This window comes from Pirellulales bacterium (genome assembly GCA_036490175.1).
Lineage (GTDB): Bacteria > Planctomycetota > Planctomycetia > Pirellulales > JACPPG01 > JACPPG01.
This window is the reverse complement of sequence record DASXEJ010000026.1, coordinates 42,355-60,569: the sequence shown is the minus strand read 5'-3', so window position 1 is coordinate 60,569 and position 18,215 is coordinate 42,355. Positions and strand designations below refer to the sequence as shown.

Below are 18,215 nucleotides of genomic sequence, written 5' to 3'. Positions count from 1 at the left end.
TTGACAGGCACCGCCGCCCGGAGTGCAATAGTATTGTTAAGTAGGTTCACGTCGGGACACTTCCAGAGGCGCGGTTGCCAGAACCGCTTTTCTGTCTCTGCGAGACCTGCCCACGGTTAGCGCGGGCCAGCGGACTGACGGGCAAGAGGTTTCATTTCGAGCGCCGCACGAGCGCACGTGGAGCAGAGCATGCACCGGCCCGCTTTTCGTACTCATTTCGTCGTTTGTGGTCTCCGCCGCGCACACGATGGACGGGCATGTGTGCCCGCAATGGGCGATCGGCATCGTGCGGATACGGCGACTTTTGGCGCACCTGCGGAGTTATCTTCGGAAGACAATCCGCTCCGAACGGCCTTCACGCTGATTGAAGTGCTGGTGGCGATGGTGGTGACGCTGATCCTGATGGGGATCGTGGTGACGATCTTCGGCGCGATCGGCACGGGCGTGTCGAATAGCCACGCCACGATGGACATGACCGACCAACTGCGCACGGCCAAGAACCGTTTGCAAGTCGACCTGTCCGGCGTCACCGCCCAGATGCTCCCCCCGCGCCGGCCTGAATATGGCGAGGGGTACTTCGAGGTCATCGACGGGCCGGCGGGAAGGCTGTCTCCCTTTTACAACATCAGCGTGAGTCCGAACTATCTCTATGGCACAAGCGCCAATACCACGTTTGTGCTTGATGAGGTGGGGAACTCAAGCACGGACTCAACCGTTGGCGACAACGACGACATACTGCTCTTCACGACCCGCGCCAAGGATGAACCTTTCCATGGACGGTACCACGATCCCACGGCGCTATGGAACATTGATACAACCATTCAATCGCAAGTTGCCGAAGTGGCGTGGTTCATCCGCGGTACCACGCTCTATCGCCGCCAGTTGCTGGTGCGGCCGGATCTCAACGGCTTGAATGCTGTCCCGCAGCCCAACAACCTCGGCGGACCCCCTTTTTACACAACGCCTACCTATATTCAGCCACGAAGTTTCTACGGAATGTGCGACTTATCGGTCCGGGCAACGGGCGCCGTGTCCGGAAGCCTTGCATTCGATCTCAGTCCCGCACCGCCGTCGTTCTCGATCACGGCCAACTCGCTAAGCGACCTGACGAGTCGCGAAAATCGCTTGTTCCATCGTCCCATGGTGGTGAATTACAGTGGAGGCACTCCGTCAAATTCTCCCTATGGTTGGCCGCACGACATGCGCGGCTGGGGAATTTTTTACAGTAGCACTCCCTATGGCTACCCGAACCCACTTTTAGTTGGCAGCACGCTGACGACAGGCCGGCTGGGACTACCCACGCTGAGTGAATGCTCGTCGCCATTTTGGTTTCTGCCAGGCACAGTCGACCTGACAAACCCGCTCGCGCAACAGGTCGTCCTGGGTTCGACGGGGACGGGAGGTACCCCCGAATTATTCGATGCCTGGGATAATCCCAACCCGCCATTCAATGCCACCATGTCCCCGAACAGCGCCAGCCCAAGCACAGGCGTTGTTGACCCTTTGACGGGAACGCTGAGCTTTTTTCCGAATCAGCAAAACAGCCAACTCAGCGCACGGCTTGCGGACGACATCATGCTGACGAACGTCCTGTCGTTCGACGTGCGGGTTTGGGACCCGACGGCATGGACAATTTCCCTGACGGATGCCAACAGTAACACGGCAGCGTTTGCGCCAGGCGATCCGGGATATCCGCAAGCGGTCTTCAACTACGTGATGCAGAATGGCAATTTCAGTTACGCGCTTGTATCGCAGGGGGCGTATGTTGATCTGAATTATTATGCGTCGATCGTCTCGTATTTCGCAGCGGCCGGGAATCCGGTGACGTCGCTGCCCGGCCCAGCGTTGCAACTTCTCGCCACCGGGACCCAGGCCACCACACCTGTTCCCGCCTTGTTCCCCTTCACGTTAAGTTCAGTCAATCCCAACTACGCGACCGCGCTCAACCTTTTCCTTCAATATGGGGTGATGCCGACGGTGTACGGAGGGGGTTCGACATCGACCGCTTCGACGGCCAATTCGTTTTTCGGCCCCGGCGATCCGCGATCTCGGCTCGACGCTTTTCAGCGTGACATCACCTTAGCCTATCTCCTCAACACCAATGGAGTGCGCATCCCAGCGGCGGCGGTTTACGATACGGGCTCGTGGTATTACGAACACGACGGGATCGATCAGGACGGCGCGAACTTCGCCGATATCAGCGGCAACCCATACGTTGACGGCCTCGGACGTAACATCATCGACCAAGGGACCAATGGAGTCGACGATAACGCTGATGGCGTTGTTGATGACCCGGGCGAGCTCGAGGCGCCGCCGCCGTATACGGCTCCGTTGCGCGGCATTCAGGTCAAGATTCGCTGCTTCGATCCTGATAGCAAACAAATCCGCGAAGTGACGATCATTCAGGAGTTCGTCTCCGAATAGCAAAATGCTGATGGTCGGTAGCGGATGGCAGGCGATTCAGTAGCGCCGGGCAGATTCCCTTACTTGCGCCAATCGGCGGACAGCCAGCCGCGCCCAGTGTTCGGCAGGTGCTGGGGAATCTCTCACCGCAGGAAGATTGTAAGGTCGATGGGTGCCTGGGGTCGGCGTATTCGCCTCCCCCAGATTTTGGCGACAAACTGGGGGCTCGCGTCGCTCGACCCAGCCACCCAAAAATAAAAATTGGACATCGCAATCGTCCGATTTCTCACCAGTGGGCAGTTAGCCGCGGGGCGGTAAACTGAGGGCATGTCTTATCCGCACGTTATTCGGCTGCGTGGACCGTGGGACTTCGAGCCTCTGGTGCGCTTCGCCGCTACCGACACCTTGATCGAACCGGCGGACCCATCTTCGCCCGCCCCTAGGCTCCGCACGGCTACTCCCACACGCACTGGTGAATCGACCAAAGCGCAACCACCGGGCCTGCCGGCGGCGGGCCGCGCGCAGCTGCCGGCCGATTGGGGCGCCGAGTTAGGCCAGGGATTCTATGGCCGGGTGCGGTACACCCGCCGCTTCAATCGGCCGACGAACTTGGATCCGTCCGAGCGTGTGTGGATGGTGATCGATGGCGTCGATGCTCGCGGCGACTATGCGATCAACGGTCACAAGCTGGGCACGATCGACGGCTATGCCCTGCCGTCGGCAAGCGACATTACCAGCCTGCTCGCGCCGAGCAACGTGCTGGAAATCGAGATCGAATTGCAGGCCGATGTCCGTCTCGGTCCGCCTCACCCATTGAAAACTGGCCAGGGCGAGGAGAGCCCGCAACCGACGAGCTCGCTAGACGGTCTGTCCGACACGACTCTCCGTCCGGGTCGTGCGGGGCTTGCTGGAGGCCCTATCGGCGACGTGCGCTTGGAAATTCGCGCGGACGCACATGTCGAGGGACTGACGATTTATTGCGAGCCGAGCGAGCCGACGCAACTCTGCGTGCGCGGCGAAGTCAAAAGCGAGAAGCCGGGGGAGCGGTTGTCGATCGTCGTGACGGCCTGCGAGTACGAAGTCGCGTTTGCCGAAGTCATCGTCGGCGAGACGTTCGCTCTGACGGCGCCGGCCGATGATTGGCCAAGCTGGCCCGACATGCTCGACGAGCCGGTGCTGACGCCGATCGAGGTCCGGTTGCTGCGCGGCGCCACGGCGATCTGGCAAACCGTCGTCGAGACCGCGCCGCCGCAGGCAGACGATGCAAACCCGCGCCGCGCGATGTTGGTCTATGCTCGTGCCGGCGATTTCGAGTGGCTCGATTTTGTCGACGAACAGGCGGAAGTCTGGCAGGGTTTGCTCAGTCGGCCGGGCACCATTATCGGCGTGCGAGCGATTCTGCCCGAGGCGTCCTACAAAGCGCTCGATCGGGCTAACGTGGCGGTCGTGCAGCAGGTGCCGCGGGCCTGGGCGCCGATTATCTGCAGGCGGCTCGCCCACCATCCGTCGATCATCGCCTGGTCTGCCGCGAATGATGAGCGGACCGGCCAGGACGCCGCGCGCGCGAGCGTTGAGCAACTAAACGAGAGCACGTGCGGCCGTCCATGGATCGCCAGTCCGTAGAGCCAGCAAACAGCTCGCAGCGCCACGAGTGTCGCCCCGCTGGCGCACTGCGCACCCTAGGACAATAGTTCGCGGTACAGATCCGCGTGCCGCGCGACCATCTTGTCGACGCTGAATTCGTCCAACACGCGGCGGCGTCCCGCCTCGCCCAGGCGGCGCGCCAATTCATGATCTTCGAGCAACTTGTTTGTGCGGCGGGCGAAGCCGGCCCGATCGCCCAGGGGGACCAGGAAGCCGGTTTCGCCATCAACAACCAAGTCGCGATTGCCTGCGATGTCTGTGGCTACGACCGGCACGGCGTGGCTCATCGCTTCCATGACGACGTTGGGCAATCCCTCGTATTCGCTGCCGAGCCACAGGGCGTCGAAGTGGGGCATGAGCCGTGGCACGTCGTCGCGATGCCCCAGAAAGTGAACTTTGTCCTCAATGCAAACCTGCCGCCGAAAACGCAACAACCGATCGCGGTGTGGACCTTCGCCGATCACCAGCAAATGCACGTCCGCTCGGATGACCTTCAGCAGGTCGGCCGCCCAAATCAAATCTTTAACGCGCTTCTGCGGCCAGAGACGATTCACGGCGCCCACTAACCGCGCCTCGGCCGGCAAGCCCAACTCGGCCAACAAGTCCGCGCGCGAAACTGGGCTTGGCGGGACCGGCGTAATACCATTAGGAATCAGGACGAATTTGCCCTCGTCGATGCCGTGGCCGACGTAAAAGTCGCGGACACCCGAGCTATTGACAATGATCCGCGCCGTGCGTCGTGCCAACCAGCGATCGATCGTCAGTTCGTGCCACACTTTCCAAGGGTCGACACACCGTTCGCTGGCCACGATCTGAGGCACGCCCGCCGCCAGCGCCGCGGCCCGACCATAACTATTGGCAGCAAAAAGCCAGGTCTGCACTAACTGCGGAGCGAGTGACTGCACATGCCGCTTGAGCCGCCAGAAGGCAGACGGATCGAACTTGCTGGACTTACCCAACACTTTGACCGGAATGCCTGCCTCGGTGAGCGGAGCCAATAGCGGTCCGCCGCGCGTCAGCGCGCAGACATGCACATCGAACTGGTCCTTGGCCAATCGCGTGGCCAGCAGCGTCAACTGCTTCTCAGCACCCGAGCGGTCGAGCGTGGGAATGATGTGCAGAATTCGCTGCGTCACGGTGTACCGCCGATGCCAGAAAACACGGAGAGCCGCTCATGCAGGACGCAATCTCAACGGGACGGGTACGGCGTCACGAGGCCGTCCCACGCGACGAATTGGATTCCGCCGTGGAATCGGCCGATGCGTGGTGCGCCAGCAAATCAGCCGGATCAAGTGCCGCGACGTGCGGAAGGTTGCGATACAAGTCGGCATAATCCAAGCCGTACCCTACGACGAACTCGTCGGGGATCTCGAACGCCACGTGATCCGGCTGGGTGGCAACTTCGACGCGACCGGCCTTGCGCAGCAGCACCGCCGAGCGCAGGTGCGCGGGGCGCAGGGCATGAAACTGTTCAAGAAGTGCCACCAGCGTATGGCCTGTGTCGAAAATATCGTCCACGATCAGAACATTGCGCCCGGTGATTTCCGGGAGCAGATCGAGGTTCAGCTGCAATTCGCCAGGCGTCGTGGCGCCGCGATAACTGGTGGCCTGGACCAGGCCGATCCTCAGTGGCATCTCGAGCAGGCGGATCAAGTCGGCCAGCAGCACAACACTGCCGGTTAGCACACCGACGATCGTAAGCGGACGCCCTTCGTAGTAGGCGTTCAGCTCGTCGGCCAGCCGGCCCACACCTTCGGACAACTGCTGTTCGGAGAGGATTTGTCGCAAAAGAACACCGAGGTGAGATGTGAATTCGGGATGGAGTGTGACGCCAGGCACCGAAGTGACTGGGGATATCGCGCGGCGGAGCCATTCTACATGGTTGCCCGCGGCTTATGAACCTGGCTCGGCGAACGAAACCGTTTCCTTTTCCTCCGGCAACATAGGTTGCCCTCTGGGTGGCACGGTGGGCTTGCCGAACCGTCGTCGGCCGTCTACCCGCTGATGACAATGCCGACTAGACTGCGCCGAGAGGCTGTAACAGGCCTGGAAAGGCCGCCGCATACCCTGCCAGGAGCGATTGCCAGCGTGAGCGAGACATTAGCAGGCTGGACGCGTACACCGATCGCGGGACATATGGCCGAGCTCTATGAGCCGCCCACTCCGCACGAGCACGGCTACACCGTGATCTATTTGCACGGCGTGCACTTGCAGAGCCTGAGCGGAAATTCAGTTTACACGCAGCTGTTCGCTCGCCACGGATTGCGGGTCGTTTCTCCACAGACCGGCCGAAGTTGGTGGAGCGATCGCATCTGCCGCGAGTTCGATCCGACGGTTTCGGCCCAGCAGTACGTGCTGGAATCGGTCCTGCCCTTCGTCCGCGATCGGTGGGGCACGACGCCACCGCTGGTGGCACTTCTGGGGACGAGCATGGGGGGCCAAGGGGCGCTGCGATTCTCGTTCAAATTTCCGCAGAAGTTCCCGCTGGTCGCGGCATTGGCCCCGGCCGTGGACTATCAAGTGCGCTACTACGAAGAAGAAGCGGGTACGCTGGCCGAGATGTACGATTCGCCCGAGCAAATACGCCAGGACACGGCGACGTTGCACATCCATCCGCTGAATTGGCCGCGCAACATCTGGTTCTGTTGCGATCCTACAGATCGCCGCTGGCACGAAAGCACCGAGCGGATGCGATCGAAGTTGGCCGCCATCGGCATCTTCCACGATTGCGACATGCAAACCGAAGCCGGTGGCCATACCTGGGCCTACTACAACCACATGGCTCCGCAAGCCATCGGTTATCTGATGGAACGATTCGAGCGAGAGCGGCTGCGGGTGCCATAGTGGCAATGGCGACATCGCCATAGCAACGGGCAAGCGACGGCGGCCGGCCGGGTCATTCATTCGCTTGACGTTAAAGATACGACGTGCGGCGTCTTTACCGCCGTGGGCTGGTAACCGGCGCCTCGGCCCGGTTGCCGTTGCCACGCGCTGACGGCGGTGGTGGGCGTCGGTTCGGAGTGCCGCTATCCAGGGTTTGGATGTTCAGTTGCTGCGCATCTTGCACCAGCAGCTTATTGAGCGACGGCCAAAACAAGAACTTGCCAGCCGTCTGTTCGTCGTACGGCGCGCCGATGCGGACCTGTCGGGCCAGGTGGGCATCGCTACGGCCATCCCCTTCCATCACCAGCAGGTCCTTGGTTGCCGCGTACGAGACCCGCGCGGCGCTGGCGGAGAACATCTGCCCCTTCGACGGTGGCCGAGTCGGATCCTGTGGCGTCGTACCGCCGGGTGCAAAATTTGCGCGCCCGTCGATCTTGGCGCTCCCTGTCGCAATCAACTCGAACGGCTGCTCGTGTCCTGGCTCGGGCGCCATGCGCTCGACCTGCAAGCGATCACTCGTCAGTAAGATGGCACCGTCGCCCAGTTTGTCCGGATCGTCCGGCTCGAGAATCGTGTCCCAATCTGGTACCGGACCGTAGACGGTCCGCACGCGCTCACGAAAATCCATGGTCTGGCGTGTCTGATTGCCGAGCAGCTGGCCTTGAAAATAAACGCCCAGATAGGCGAGCTGATTGCCTGGGGGGCGCGACGCCGCCGGCTTGGCCGCGGCCGACGTTCCCGGCGCGCGTATGCCGTTGCCGGTGTCGAGCCATACGCGGCGTACCCAACCGGGGCCGTTGGCGAGCAAATTGCCGCTGGCGGGCTCGGCACGCAGATCCGCCGCGGTAAGCCGCTCGACAGACAGAGGTTTTTCGCCGGCGGTCGTGCGTTGTTCCAGAAACACGTTTCCACGGCACAACACATGGCTGATTTGCGGCCGCGCGCGAGGATCCATTTGATCAAACAGCACACGCGGCTCGAACACCGCTTGCAACCAATCACTTGTCAGCCGCTGCTGCTCGAATGTGGCGACGCCCTCAGAGGTTATTTTCTGCTGCTCCATACGCGTGACGACGCTATCGAAAAATGTCGCATCGCGGCCGTCGAAATCCATCCGCCCCTTCCACTCGATCCTCAGCGGCCGTGCGGGGGGCGGAGGCTGGATCTTTGGGTCGGCAGGCATCAGAACCGTCATCAGGCCCTGACCATCGACCCAGGCGTAATTCCGCGCGCGATCGAGATGGATCGCCGCACCTTCGATCATCATCTCGCGGGCCTCGATGCGGGCCGGCTTTCCCAGCACGTGCACCACGGCTTGATTCGGTAGCGGCTGATCGACGTCGAGCTGGTCCCCTTTCACCGTCATCGGCCGCGCGCCAGGCTCGGCTGACTGCGTTTCTCGCAGCCGTACGTCGCGTTCGATATGAATGCGCGTGACGTCGGTCGTCTTCTCGCCCATCAGCGCTTCGACTTGCAAAAGCTTGCCGGCGACGTGGAGATGTCGTTGCGGCGCCGTCTGCGGGCCGGCGCCGGCGGGGGCACCGAAGGGCGAGGGGGGCCCGGCTGCCGGCGCACCGGGCGGCGCCGTCGCTGACTGCGCCGCCAATTGCGCGGCGGGTGTCATGGGGGGAGGACGCTTGATCCACACTTGCAAATGGGAAACGTCCCCCGACAGCGTGGGCGAATCAAAGTGCACCTGCTTATACGCCTGTAAACGATCGGGGACCAGGCGGCGGCGATCCGTGGGATTGGCCGGCGGCGTGGGGTCTTCGACCAGGAACAACTGAATCGTTTGCGCGTTCAGAAGGCCTACGCCCCTCGATTCCACATGCGCGTCCCCCTCTAGTTCAGCACATTGTACGCCTTCCAAGGGACCGAATTTCATCCTGTCGCGCCACGTTGCTTCGACGGGCTGCGCGCGGGCATCGCCGGGGCGCACCGCGTTCAGCCAGCCGGGCCCTTGCAGGCCACCGGCGTTTTTCTTGAGGTCGTACTCCAAGCGCGTGCCGCGGGCCTGCACACCGCGCGAGGGGGAGCGAATCACGACCGGCTCGCCTTCGGCTTCGATGCGGCTGGGCTCAAGTTTCGACGTTCCGCCCACGGGCGCCGTGGCGCCGGGAGTGGCGGCCGGCGTGCTACCGGCCGGCTCGAAAAACACCGATAGCAGCTCGCACGTCATTTGATCGCTCGGTCCCTCAAGATTCGCACGCATGACGTCGACGTGCTTGCGAAACGTAGCGGCGTGGCGCGTGACGTCGAACTGAAACGCACCGTCGCAGGTGATGTCGACCGGCGGATTGTCGTGTGCTGCGCGGGGATCTTCCGCGGGCCTTTGCGCGGCCGCGGCGGCTGGCGGAGCCGACGGATTGGGAAACATATCGGCCTGCCCCGGGTAAAGTCGCATGCGGACGTCGTACTTGAGCGTCAGCGAGTTCACACCGCCAAAGCCAGGCGCCGGCGAGCCAGGCGAGGAAGTCGTCGAGGGCGCCAGGTGAATTTCCATGTCGCGACCATTCCCCTGGTTCGGCCCCATGCGAAAGTCGACGGGATGCGAGGTCACAATGCGATCGCCGATCAACTCGGCGTCGCGCGTCGTGATCAGCAAGTCGTCTTGCGGGCCGGGCAAACGCTGATCGCTGCGAATTTTGATTGGCCCCATCATCGTGCCGCCGACAAGCTTGCCGATCTTTCCCTGTTTTAGATCGACCGGCGTGTCAAACCGCAAGATCGCCCCCTCGGGCGCTTGCAGGATGACGGCCCGCCGATTGCGCTCCTCTTGGCTGGCCGCTTCTCCCTCGGCCAGAAATATGATCGTGCAGGGACAGATTTGCAGGCGTCCGTCGGGCAGCGTCTCATAGGTGCGCACCAGGAGCTTGCCGCGTGGCGACTCGAACACCTTGGGCGAGGTCAGTTCCCAGTCGCCCGGCGAAAACCACGGTGCCAGTGCCTGATGCTGCAACTTGACGACGTTCTCGCCCGATACGGCGCCCGGCGCGCTATCGCCGAAGTCGGCGTGCGGCACGATCGTCGGCTCGATAAAAGGCACGACCGCCAGCGCATAGGTCCAGTACACGCCCAAGACCAGAACGAAGCTGCCGATCATTCGCTTCCAGGGAAGCCCGGTATGCTCGACCTGCAGGTCGCGCAGCGGGTCGGCGGGCGATTCCTCGCCCTTCGACGTCTCCTGCGTTGCCGGCGTGCTACGAGGCATATGACTGGATCAGCTCGTCCCAGCGCCGCTGGGCCTTGAGAATCATTTCGATCGTTTCCCGCACTGCGCCACGTCCGCCGGCGGCCGCCGTCACAAAGCCGGCAGCCTGCCGTACTTCCTCGCAAGCGTCCGCCACCGCCACACCCAATCCGGCGAATCGCAGCGTGGCCAGATCGGGCAGATCGTCCCCCATGTAGCACAGCTGCTCGGCGGTCAGGTTCAATTCGGCCAGGATCTCACGCACGGCGGTCATCTTCACTTCGCTTCCTTGCCGCACAATGCTAATTCCTAATTCCATCGCGCGCAGATTCACGATGTGTGAATTGCGTCCCGTGATGATGCCGAAGCGTCCCCCGGCCTTCTGCCACAGGCGTATGCCCAGGCCATCGCGAATGTGGAACTGCTTGATCTCGATTCCCTCGTTATTGAAGATGATGCTGCCGTCGGTCAGCACACCATCGACATCGACGAGAATCAGTTCGATCGCCTGGCAGCGTTTGGCTACAGTCATCTACGCACCTGCATATTGCGCGAGTTCATGATCAATGATTCGGCCTCAAACGGCTGGAAAACTCTGACGATTGTAGCAGCTGGCAGGTGGGCAAAACCTATTTGCGATAACATGATGGCCGCCGTTACGCGATTGTTAGGAGCCGATTAAGATCTTGCTGCCTGGCAGTGAGGAATTCCTGCGACGAGTTGAGTTGCACGGAGCCTTACCCCTCGCTCACCTAACAATTCGCCCTCGCATCACCTCTCCCCCTGAGAAAAGAGGAATATTGAAAGTCGCTACCTAGGCCGCCTCGTCGGGCATCATGGCCAACACGTCGGTAATGTCGATCAAGCCGACGGGCGCGTTCTGTGAGTTGACCACTGGGAGCTCGCTGATTTTCCGTTCGGCCAAAATTGCCACGGCGTCGGTTAGCATGGCGCCGGCCGGCACGGCACAAGGATGGCGCGTCATGACTTCGGCAATCGGCCGGTCGATCGCACCATCGCGGCGTTGCTCGAACAGGCGGGCCAGATCGCTGTCGGTGAAGATGCCTGCCAGCGCGCCGGCTTCGTCGACGAGCATGATCGCGCCGCTGCGGCGGCCCGGCCGTACCAGCGTGGCGAAGACTTCGCGAATGACTTGCGACTGGCGGGCGACCCGGCATTCGGCCAGCGGGCGCATCCGTTCTTCGACGCGCGAAAGTTTGCGCCCGAGCGCGCCGGCCGGATGTACTAGCGCAAAGTCCTCGTGGTCGAAGCCGTGCATGCGCATCGTGACCAAGGCCAACGCATCACCCACGGCCAGCATGGCCGTGGTGCTAGTGCTGGGGGCCATACCCAGTGGGCAAGCCTCTTGCAGCGGGCCCAGCGACAGGACCACCGTCGCGGCCCGCGCCAGTGCGCTATTGGCACGGCCCGTAACGGCGACCACCGGCACGCCTAGCCGGACTAGCGACGGGAGCAAACGAACCACTTCCTCGGTTTCGCCGCTTTGCGATAAGACGAGCACGACGTCGTCGGCGCGGATGCGCCCCAGATCGCCGTGAACCGCTTCGGCCGGGTGCAGGAAGATGCTGCGCGTGCCGGTCGAGGCTAAGGTGGCCGAGATCTTGGTGCCGATCAGGCCTGCCTTGCCGATGCCGCTGACGATGACGCTGCCGCGGCACTCGTACAACAACTGCGTGGCATCGCAAAATTCGGCGCCCAGGCGATGGGCAATCTTGGCCAACGCCTGCGATTCCAACTCGATGATGTCGCGCGCGTAGCGCAACTGCTCGAAGGGGGTCAACGGGACATGGCGGCGAGCGGCGTCGCTGGTCATCGACGTCATCCTTGACGGGCCGTGCTAGCGGGTTCGGACAGTGGGGCGGGCGATTCTAGTCCGAGGGCGATTTTCCGGCAAGATAAGCAGCCTCTGGATGCGTGTCTGCACTGCCAGCGCAGCAACCGCGTGGCACCCTGTGGCAACCTTTTTTTCGGAAAATCGCCTGGCCCCTGCTCCGTGCCACACTCCTGGCCCGCCGGCGGCTGCTTGGCTAGAATGGGAACCTCATCGCAATCCCCCACCGCCTGCACGCCTGCCCATCGCGCCGCGCATAGCCCAAGATCGCAGTGCATAAAAACGCAGTGCCGAAGACAGTTGCTAGCGTGAAACGCGAACCACGGAGATTCCCATGATTGTCACGACCAAGGATCTGTTTGAGCAGGCCTACGGCAAGTACGCCGTCGGAGCGTACAACATCAACAACCTGGAACAAACCGTCGGCCTGTTTCGAGGATGCGTGGGCAAGAAGAACTCCAACGACGAGCCGACCGATGCGGCTGCCAGTGCTCCGTTCATCATCCAGATCTCGCGCGGAGCGAGAGCGTTTACCGACAAGCGATTTCTGGAAGCGATGATCCGCACGGCCGAGGATGTTTTTCCCGAGGCGATCTTTGCCGTACACCTCGACCACGGCACCGAAGAGGTCGCCTATGACTGCATTGATAGCGGCTTCTATTCCTCGGTCATGATCGACGCCTCGCACGAGACCTTCGACGAGAACATCGCCATCACGCGACGCGTGGTCGAGCGAGCCCACGAACGCGGTATCTCGGTCGAGGCAGAGTTGGGGATGCTGGGCGGGGTCGAAGAAGATATTGCCGTCTCGGACGATCATGCCTGCCTGACGGATCCCGATCAGGCCGTCGAGTTCGTTACCCGCAGCGGATGCGACTCGTTGGCCGTGGCGATCGGCACTTCGCACGGCGCCTATAAGTTCAGCGGCAGCCAAGGGCTGCACTTCGATCGCATCATGGCCATCCAAAAGCTGCTACCTGGATTTCCGCTGGTGATGCACGGCTCGAGCAGCGTGCCGAAGGAATGGGTCGATCGCATCAATGCCGCCGGCGGCAAGCTGCCCGCCACCAGCGGTGTTGCCGAAAAGGATTACCTGCCGGCGGCCAAGCTCGGCGTGACCAAGGTCAACATCGATACAGACGGCCGGTTGATCTGGTGCGGCGTGTACCGCGAGACATTCCGCGACAAGCCGACGGATTTCGACCCGCGCACGGCCGGCAAACCGTTCATGGCGGAATATGCCGGGTTCATCCTGCACAAGAATCACGTGCTTGGATCGGCCGGACAGTTGGAAGCTGTGCGCGCGGCGCTGGGCGGCGTGCGCGTTTGAACGGCATTTTCAGGCCCGTGATCGTGGCGCACCACGTGATGCAAACCACCGCTAAACCACGATTGTAGATGGGCTACGGAGTCGCCGACGGGATTTCCGAATCGCGATAGCGTTCTTCCTCGGGCGCGTGCGCCAAGCGAATGAGCAGCAGCTTTTGCTCTTGCGCCTCGGCGGAACGTTGCTCGGTGAAGAAATGATGCCCCAGGCTGCCGGGCTTTTCGGCGCGCGTGCCGATCACCAGCGTCTGCCCCGGCGACAGGATCGTGTCCAAGCGCAGATCCTGGAAGACGATTGTTTCCGGGCGATAGTCAGGCTTGATCATGCCATCGTGAGCGATGAATCGCGAGCGCGGCTCGCCATACTCGAGTTGCGGCACGATCTCGAGCCGCACGCGACCATCGGGCTCGGGGAAGAGCTTCATCGAGAGCGCCCCCATCACCTTGTCGTACGAGCGACCGGTCACGCGACCATCGTCGCCGCGCACCAGCACCGGCACCTGCGGAATGCGTGTCTGCTCGCCGGCTGTCACGACCAGGCCGGATTGGCCGGCGCGGGTCTGCCACAAGCTGCGGCGAACTCTGGGCTCGTGCAACAAATCGACGGCCACGGGCTCGATCGACTCTTCGGCGTCGGCAGCGACGGCCGCGGGACGCACTGGCTTGGCAGGGGGACCAGCGGCTTTTTCGCGCAATACAGTATCCAGCGCCACCGGCAAGTGAACGCCGACAACGCCCGCGCGAAACCCATTGGCGGCCAATCGCGTGCGCACTTCCGACGGCAGGCATTCTTCGTCGATCTCGCTCCAGATCTCTTGATCCAGTTGCGGATCGCCATGAGGAAAGCGAACGGAGTACTTCTCGACCGCAATGCTGTCGCGCGCGATCCTGGGTTGCGACAGAGGCGATTTGTGCATCGAATGCACGCGCGCGCAACCGCTCGAAAATACCGCCAGGCAGATGCCTAGCAGCGCGCGCAGCAACGGCGGCATGCCTGAAAGCCGCATGGAAAAATCACAGTGAACGAGGAGAAGTGAAAGGCGATCGCGATTTGTTGGGCGGCAGGCTAGTCGGACGGGGCCCGTGGGTCAACGCGGGTTGCGCCGCTCTCGAAACTCTCCCGCCCGCAGAAGTTTAAACTGGGCAATCCGGGGCATCCCGCGCCGGCCCTGGCACTCCAACCGCGGCACGCGCCTGGCCGGTACGGATGCTAGCAGCCGCGCCCCACGGTGCGTCAGGCAACACTCGAAAGCAGAATCAGCTTAGGTGTGGGAATCGTCGTGCCGAACACCGCTCCGTATTGCGCCCGTAACCCGCGAAAATCGTGACTGAGGAAGGCATACAGGTCGGCCGCGGGATTAAGCGCCAGCCAACGCTGGGCCAGGTCGCGCATTTGCCGATGATACGCAGCCTCGCTATGTCCGTGGGCGTAGCATCTGCCCGCCAGTCGGCGCAGATCTCCGTCGAAGCGCGGACCGATGTGCCATAGCTCGTGGACGATCGTTGCCAGTTTCTCGGCACAGGGCTGGTCGCAAAATCGTGGAAGATAGAAGCTCAACAGATACAGCATCTCGCGACCTGCGCCATCGCGCACAGGCCGGACGGTCCAATGCCGACCACGACGGACCGTCGTCCGTGCTCCGTCGCGAAACCGTAGCGGCGTCATGCTGGCATGAATGCCGTATAGCGCGCGGGAGCGAGTCTGGCAGACGCGGATCGCCACGAAATCGAGATTGATGTGATGCAACTCGGGCAGACGCCGTACGATATCTTCGCACAGCAAACGCATGTGACGCGTGAAATCGAGCCCGGCCGTCGTGGCCGCGGTGCCTTTGGTTGGTGTGCCCAGTCGCTGCGTGTCAGAAGCCGGCGTATCGGCCGACGGTTGGCGAGCGAGTCGGCCCACGACCGTACCCTCCGTGACAGTCCAGCCTACGATCCGTGCAGCGACCTACTGCTGTCGATTAGGCGCGAGCCCACCATGACCGGTCCAACGACCGTTTACTTGCGTTAGGACTTCGCAGGAGCCGATTCAATCTGCGGTGCGGGAGCACGCTGGGCCACGCGATCGCGAACGCCGACGAACTCTAGCACGGCCCGCGTACCGGCGTCACCAAGCCGTGGCTTGGCCAGACGTAGAACGCGGGTGTAGCCGCCGTCACGCTCTGTGAAACGGGGCGCGATTGTCTCGAACAGGATTTTGACCGCTTGCTTGTCACCCAGCAGAACCAATGCCCGGCGGCGAGCCGTAACAACGGGCGAGATGGCCTGATTCCATTTGTGCCAGCGATCACTTTTGCGCCAGGTGCGCCACTCGGCCGTATTGCGGGCCGCCGTGGTGGCGAACTCGCTGGCCGCCTGCTGTTGCGGCAGAGCCCGGCGGGCAATCGTGACGCACTTCTCCACCAGTGGGCGAACTTCCTTCGCCTTCTGCAGCGTGGTGACGATCCGGCCTTGGACCTTGGGCTTGTTGTCGTCTAATTCCGCGTCGCGCTCGGTCAGCATCAGCGCACTGGCCAAATTGCGCAACAGGGCACGTTGATGGCTGGGTGAACGGCCAAGCACGCGGCCTTTTCTACGGTGTCTCATGGTCGCACTTCGTGGCTGTAGGAATAAGCAATCTAAGGTTAACTGCGGGACTCTCGCGACGTCGTTACATCGACATCGACGCCGGCAAACGCATGCCCAGACGCAGTCCTAATTCGGTGAGCTTTTCGCGTACTTCGTTGAGCGTGGTTTCGCCGAAGTTGCGGACGTCGAGCAACTGATCCTCGGTGCGCACGACCAGGTCGCGGACCGTGTGGATGTTTTCCGACTCCAAACAGTTGGTGGCCCGCACCGAGAGATTCAATTCGGCCAGGCTCATGCTCAACTTTGATTCGACAGCGGCATCCGTGCTGCCGCCGCCGGAACGCCCTTCGGCGTGCACCGACGAACCCAACTCGTTGTATTGAATGAACGGGTTGAGGTGCTTTCGCAAGATCTTGGCCGCTTCGACCAGTGCCATCTCGGGCCCGACCGAACCGTTGGTCCAGATCTCCATCGTCAGCTTGTCGTAGTTCGTCTTCTGACCCACGCGGGTTTCTTCGATCTCGTAACGGACGCGCACCACCGGGCTGTACACGGCGTCGACCGGGATGATGCCGATCTCTTGCACTTGCGGCGTGTGCTCGCTGGCCGGGATGTAGCCGCGACCGTTCTCGATGACCATTTCCATCACGAAGGGGACGTCGTCGGTCAGCGTGGCGATGACCTGCCCTTTGTTGATGACCTCGACCGCGTCATCGGTTTGCACGTCGCCACCGGTGACCACGCCCTTGGTATTCTTTTCGATGCGGATGACGCGCGTCGACTCGCTGTGGTTTTTGACGACCAGCGACTTGACGTTCAACACGACGTCCGTCATGTCCTCGACGACTCCGGGCAGAGTTGTGAACTCGTGCTGGGCGCCGTGGATTTTGATCTGCGTTACGGAGCTGCCTTCCAAGCTGGAGAGCAAGATGCGGCGCAGGCTGTTGCCCACGGTCACACCAAAGCCGCGCTCGAACGGCTCTGCCACGAACTTGCCGTAGGTCGACGTGAGAGTTTTATGATCGCAGGTAACGACACTGGGCAATTCGAACCCGCGCCAACGAATTCGCATTACAAGCCTCCCTGGAAAACAGCGGCTTGAGGGAACATAAGCAACCGGCCGAAGCGTTCTACCGGCGGCAATGACCTCGATACACACTTGGTAGGTAATAACGTCTCCGGCGACACTGACAGCAGTGGACCGAGGACGGGTCGCACCCTTACTTCGAGCACAACTCGATGATCAGTTGAGTCTGCACCGGGATGGAAACGTCGCCGGACTCCGGAATGCGATTAACGCGTCCCTCTGGCATGGCACCATCCACTCGGGTGAGAAAATCGGGGACGTCGCGGTTGATTTCCGCCAGGTTGGCCTGCACAGCTTGCAGACTTTTCTTGCGGTTCTTGACCCGAATCACGTCACCAGGTTTGCACAGGTAGCTGGGAATATCGACGCGATGGCCGTTCACGGTGATGTGGCCGTGGGCCACCAGCTGGCGGGCCTGAGCGCGGCTGGAACCGAATCCCAAACGGTGTACCACGTTGTCCAAGCGGCGCTCGAGCAGGCTCATCAACGTATCGCCGGTATTACCCCGCGAGCGTTCGGCCTGTCCAAAATAATGCCGGAACTGGCGCTCTAGCACGCCGTAGTAATGCTTGACCTTTTGCTTTTCGCGAAGGTGCGTTCCGTAGTCGGTCATCTTGCCGCGGCGTGCCGGTTGCATGCCGGGGGGCGTTCCACGACGTTCGATGGCGCACTTGGGCGTATCGCAGCGTGTTCCCTTTAGAAACAGCTTTACCCCCTCGCGGCGGCACAGTCGGCAGACAGGTCCAGTATGACGAGCCATATATCGACGAAATTCTTTCTACAAGGTTTCTGACGGCGTGAAATTCAGACCGCGTGAAATCTAAATCTGCGGCGTGGTTGATCGATCAGACGCGGCGCTTCTTGGGTGGGCGGCAGCCGTTGTGCGGCAGCGGCGTCACGTCTTCAATACTCTTGACGGTCAGTCCCGCGGCCTGCAACGCGGTGACGGCGCTTTCGCGACCGCTGCCGGGACCCTTGACCTTGACCTCGACTTCCTTGACGCCGAACTTCGAGGCCTTTTCGGCCGCTTGCTGTGCCGCACACTGGCCGGCAAACGGGGTGCTCTTGCGGCTTCCCTTGAAGCCACTGGTACCGGCGCTGGCCCAGCAGAGGGTGTCCCCCTTGCTGTCGGTGATCGTCACCGTGGTGTTGTTGAAGGTGGCGCGCACGTGGGCAACTCCCAGTGTGACATTGCGGCGCACTTTCCGTCGCTTGCTTTTTCCCATGTCTGTCGGCAATCAGTAGTCGGTAGTCGTTGG

General features: G+C 62.0%; 15 protein-coding genes. 4 read left to right on the top strand and 11 right to left on the bottom strand.

Going from position 1 to position 18,215, the window contains the following annotated elements:
• The first annotated feature begins 270 nt into the window (after positions 1 to 270).
• Both VGG64_02625 and VGG64_02620 read left to right on the top strand, forming a co-directional pair.
• On the top strand, positions 271 to 2,424 hold the full coding sequence (locus VGG64_02625; GenBank protein ID HEY1598466.1) for a prepilin-type N-terminal cleavage/methylation domain-containing protein: 2,154 nt from the start codon (positions 271 to 273) through the stop codon (positions 2,422 to 2,424).
• A gap of 306 nt (positions 2,425 to 2,730) precedes the next feature.
• Complete coding sequence (locus tag VGG64_02620; GenBank protein ID HEY1598465.1) at positions 2,731 to 4,026, top strand: hypothetical protein; 1,296 nt, start codon at positions 2,731 to 2,733, stop codon at positions 4,024 to 4,026.
• A 56-nt stretch (positions 4,027 to 4,082) separates the two neighbouring features.
• On the opposite strand, the gene VGG64_02615 is transcribed toward VGG64_02620, so the two are convergent.
• Together VGG64_02615 and hpt are read right to left on the bottom strand one after the other, a co-directional pair.
• Positions 4,083 to 5,183, bottom strand: coding sequence for a glycosyltransferase (locus VGG64_02615; GenBank protein ID HEY1598464.1), 1,101 nt, complete (start codon positions 5,181 to 5,183; stop codon positions 4,083 to 4,085).
• A 73-nt stretch (positions 5,184 to 5,256) separates the two neighbouring features.
• A complete protein-coding gene (gene hpt, locus VGG64_02610) occupies positions 5,257 to 5,835 on the bottom strand; it encodes a hypoxanthine phosphoribosyltransferase (protein HEY1598463.1) in 579 nt (192 codons plus the stop codon).
• A 300-nt stretch (positions 5,836 to 6,135) separates the two neighbouring features.
• Between hpt and VGG64_02605 the strand changes: the two genes are divergently transcribed.
• Positions 6,136 to 6,891: an alpha/beta hydrolase-fold protein gene (locus VGG64_02605; protein ID HEY1598462.1), complete on the top strand. Its 756-nt coding sequence runs from the start codon at positions 6,136 to 6,138 to the stop codon at positions 6,889 to 6,891.
• 94 nt (positions 6,892 to 6,985) lie between these two features.
• On the opposite strand, the gene VGG64_02600 is transcribed toward VGG64_02605, so the two are convergent.
• The 3 genes from VGG64_02600 to VGG64_02590 form a co-directional block, all read right to left on the bottom strand.
• A complete protein-coding gene (locus VGG64_02600; GenBank protein HEY1598461.1) occupies positions 6,986 to 10,141 on the bottom strand; it encodes a hypothetical protein in 3,156 nt (1,051 codons plus the stop codon).
• Positions 10,131 to 10,652: an HAD hydrolase family protein gene (locus tag VGG64_02595; GenBank protein ID HEY1598460.1), complete on the bottom strand. Its 522-nt coding sequence runs from the start codon at positions 10,650 to 10,652 to the stop codon at positions 10,131 to 10,133. The genes VGG64_02600 and VGG64_02595 overlap by 11 nt, the downstream gene beginning before the upstream one ends.
• Positions 10,653 to 10,934: 282 nt before the next feature.
• Positions 10,935 to 11,954 carry a KpsF/GutQ family sugar-phosphate isomerase gene (locus VGG64_02590; protein HEY1598459.1) on the bottom strand — a complete coding sequence of 340 codons (1,020 nt, stop codon included), beginning with the start codon at positions 11,952 to 11,954 and terminating at the stop codon, positions 10,935 to 10,937.
• 352 nt (positions 11,955 to 12,306) lie between these two features.
• On the opposite strand from VGG64_02590, the gene VGG64_02585 reads away from it, so the two are divergent.
• Positions 12,307 to 13,302, top strand: a complete 996-nt coding sequence (locus VGG64_02585; GenBank protein ID HEY1598458.1) for a class II fructose-bisphosphate aldolase — start codon at positions 12,307 to 12,309, stop codon at positions 13,300 to 13,302.
• A gap of 73 nt (positions 13,303 to 13,375) precedes the next feature.
• On the opposite strand, the gene VGG64_02580 is transcribed toward VGG64_02585, so the two are convergent.
• From VGG64_02580 to rpsK, 6 genes are all read right to left on the bottom strand, one after another.
• Entirely contained in the window at positions 13,376 to 14,305 is a 930-nt protein-coding gene (locus VGG64_02580) for a hypothetical protein (GenBank protein HEY1598457.1), read from the bottom strand.
• Positions 14,306 to 14,532: 227 nt separating this feature from the next.
• Positions 14,533 to 15,204, bottom strand: coding sequence for a hypothetical protein (locus tag VGG64_02575; protein HEY1598456.1), 672 nt, complete (start codon positions 15,202 to 15,204; stop codon positions 14,533 to 14,535).
• A gap of 104 nt (positions 15,205 to 15,308) precedes the next feature.
• Positions 15,309 to 15,887: a bL17 family ribosomal protein gene (locus VGG64_02570; protein ID HEY1598455.1), complete on the bottom strand. Its 579-nt coding sequence runs from the start codon at positions 15,885 to 15,887 to the stop codon at positions 15,309 to 15,311.
• A gap of 64 nt (positions 15,888 to 15,951) precedes the next feature.
• Positions 15,952 to 16,941, bottom strand: coding sequence for a DNA-directed RNA polymerase subunit alpha (locus VGG64_02565; protein HEY1598454.1), 990 nt, complete (start codon positions 16,939 to 16,941; stop codon positions 15,952 to 15,954).
• Between the two features lie 148 nt (positions 16,942 to 17,089).
• Positions 17,090 to 17,716: a 30S ribosomal protein S4 gene (gene rpsD / locus VGG64_02560; GenBank protein ID HEY1598453.1), complete on the bottom strand. Its 627-nt coding sequence runs from the start codon at positions 17,714 to 17,716 to the stop codon at positions 17,090 to 17,092.
• Between the two features lie 85 nt (positions 17,717 to 17,801).
• On the bottom strand, positions 17,802 to 18,182 hold the full coding sequence (gene rpsK, locus VGG64_02555; protein ID HEY1598452.1) for a 30S ribosomal protein S11: 381 nt from the start codon (positions 18,180 to 18,182) through the stop codon (positions 17,802 to 17,804).
• Positions 18,183 to 18,215 lie beyond the last annotated feature (33 nt).

Coding starts and splice junctions, on each gene's coding strand:
- VGG64_02625 (HEY1598466.1), top strand. CDS start 271: ATGGGCGATCGGCATCGTGCGGATACGGCGACTTTTGGCGCACCTGCG.
- VGG64_02620 (HEY1598465.1), top strand. CDS start 2,731: ATGTCTTATCCGCACGTTATTCGGCTGCGTGGACCGTGGGACTTCGAG.
- VGG64_02600 (HEY1598461.1), bottom strand. CDS start 10,141: ATGCCTCGTAGCACGCCGGCAACGCAGGAGACGTCGAAGGGCGAGGAA.
- VGG64_02595 (HEY1598460.1), bottom strand. CDS start 10,652: ATGACTGTAGCCAAACGCTGCCAGGCGATCGAACTGATTCTCGTCGAT.
- VGG64_02590 (HEY1598459.1), bottom strand. CDS start 11,954: ATGACCAGCGACGCCGCTCGCCGCCATGTCCCGTTGACCCCCTTCGAG.
- VGG64_02585 (HEY1598458.1), top strand. CDS start 12,307: ATGATTGTCACGACCAAGGATCTGTTTGAGCAGGCCTACGGCAAGTAC.
- VGG64_02580 (HEY1598457.1), bottom strand. CDS start 14,305: ATGCGGCTTTCAGGCATGCCGCCGTTGCTGCGCGCGCTGCTAGGCATC.
- VGG64_02570 (HEY1598455.1), bottom strand. CDS start 15,887: ATGAGACACCGTAGAAAAGGCCGCGTGCTTGGCCGTTCACCCAGCCAT.
- VGG64_02565 (HEY1598454.1), bottom strand. CDS start 16,941: ATGCGAATTCGTTGGCGCGGGTTCGAATTGCCCAGTGTCGTTACCTGC.
- rpsD (HEY1598453.1), bottom strand. CDS start 17,716: ATGGCTCGTCATACTGGACCTGTCTGCCGACTGTGCCGCCGCGAGGGG.
- rpsK (HEY1598452.1), bottom strand. CDS start 18,182: ATGGGAAAAAGCAAGCGACGGAAAGTGCGCCGCAATGTCACACTGGGA.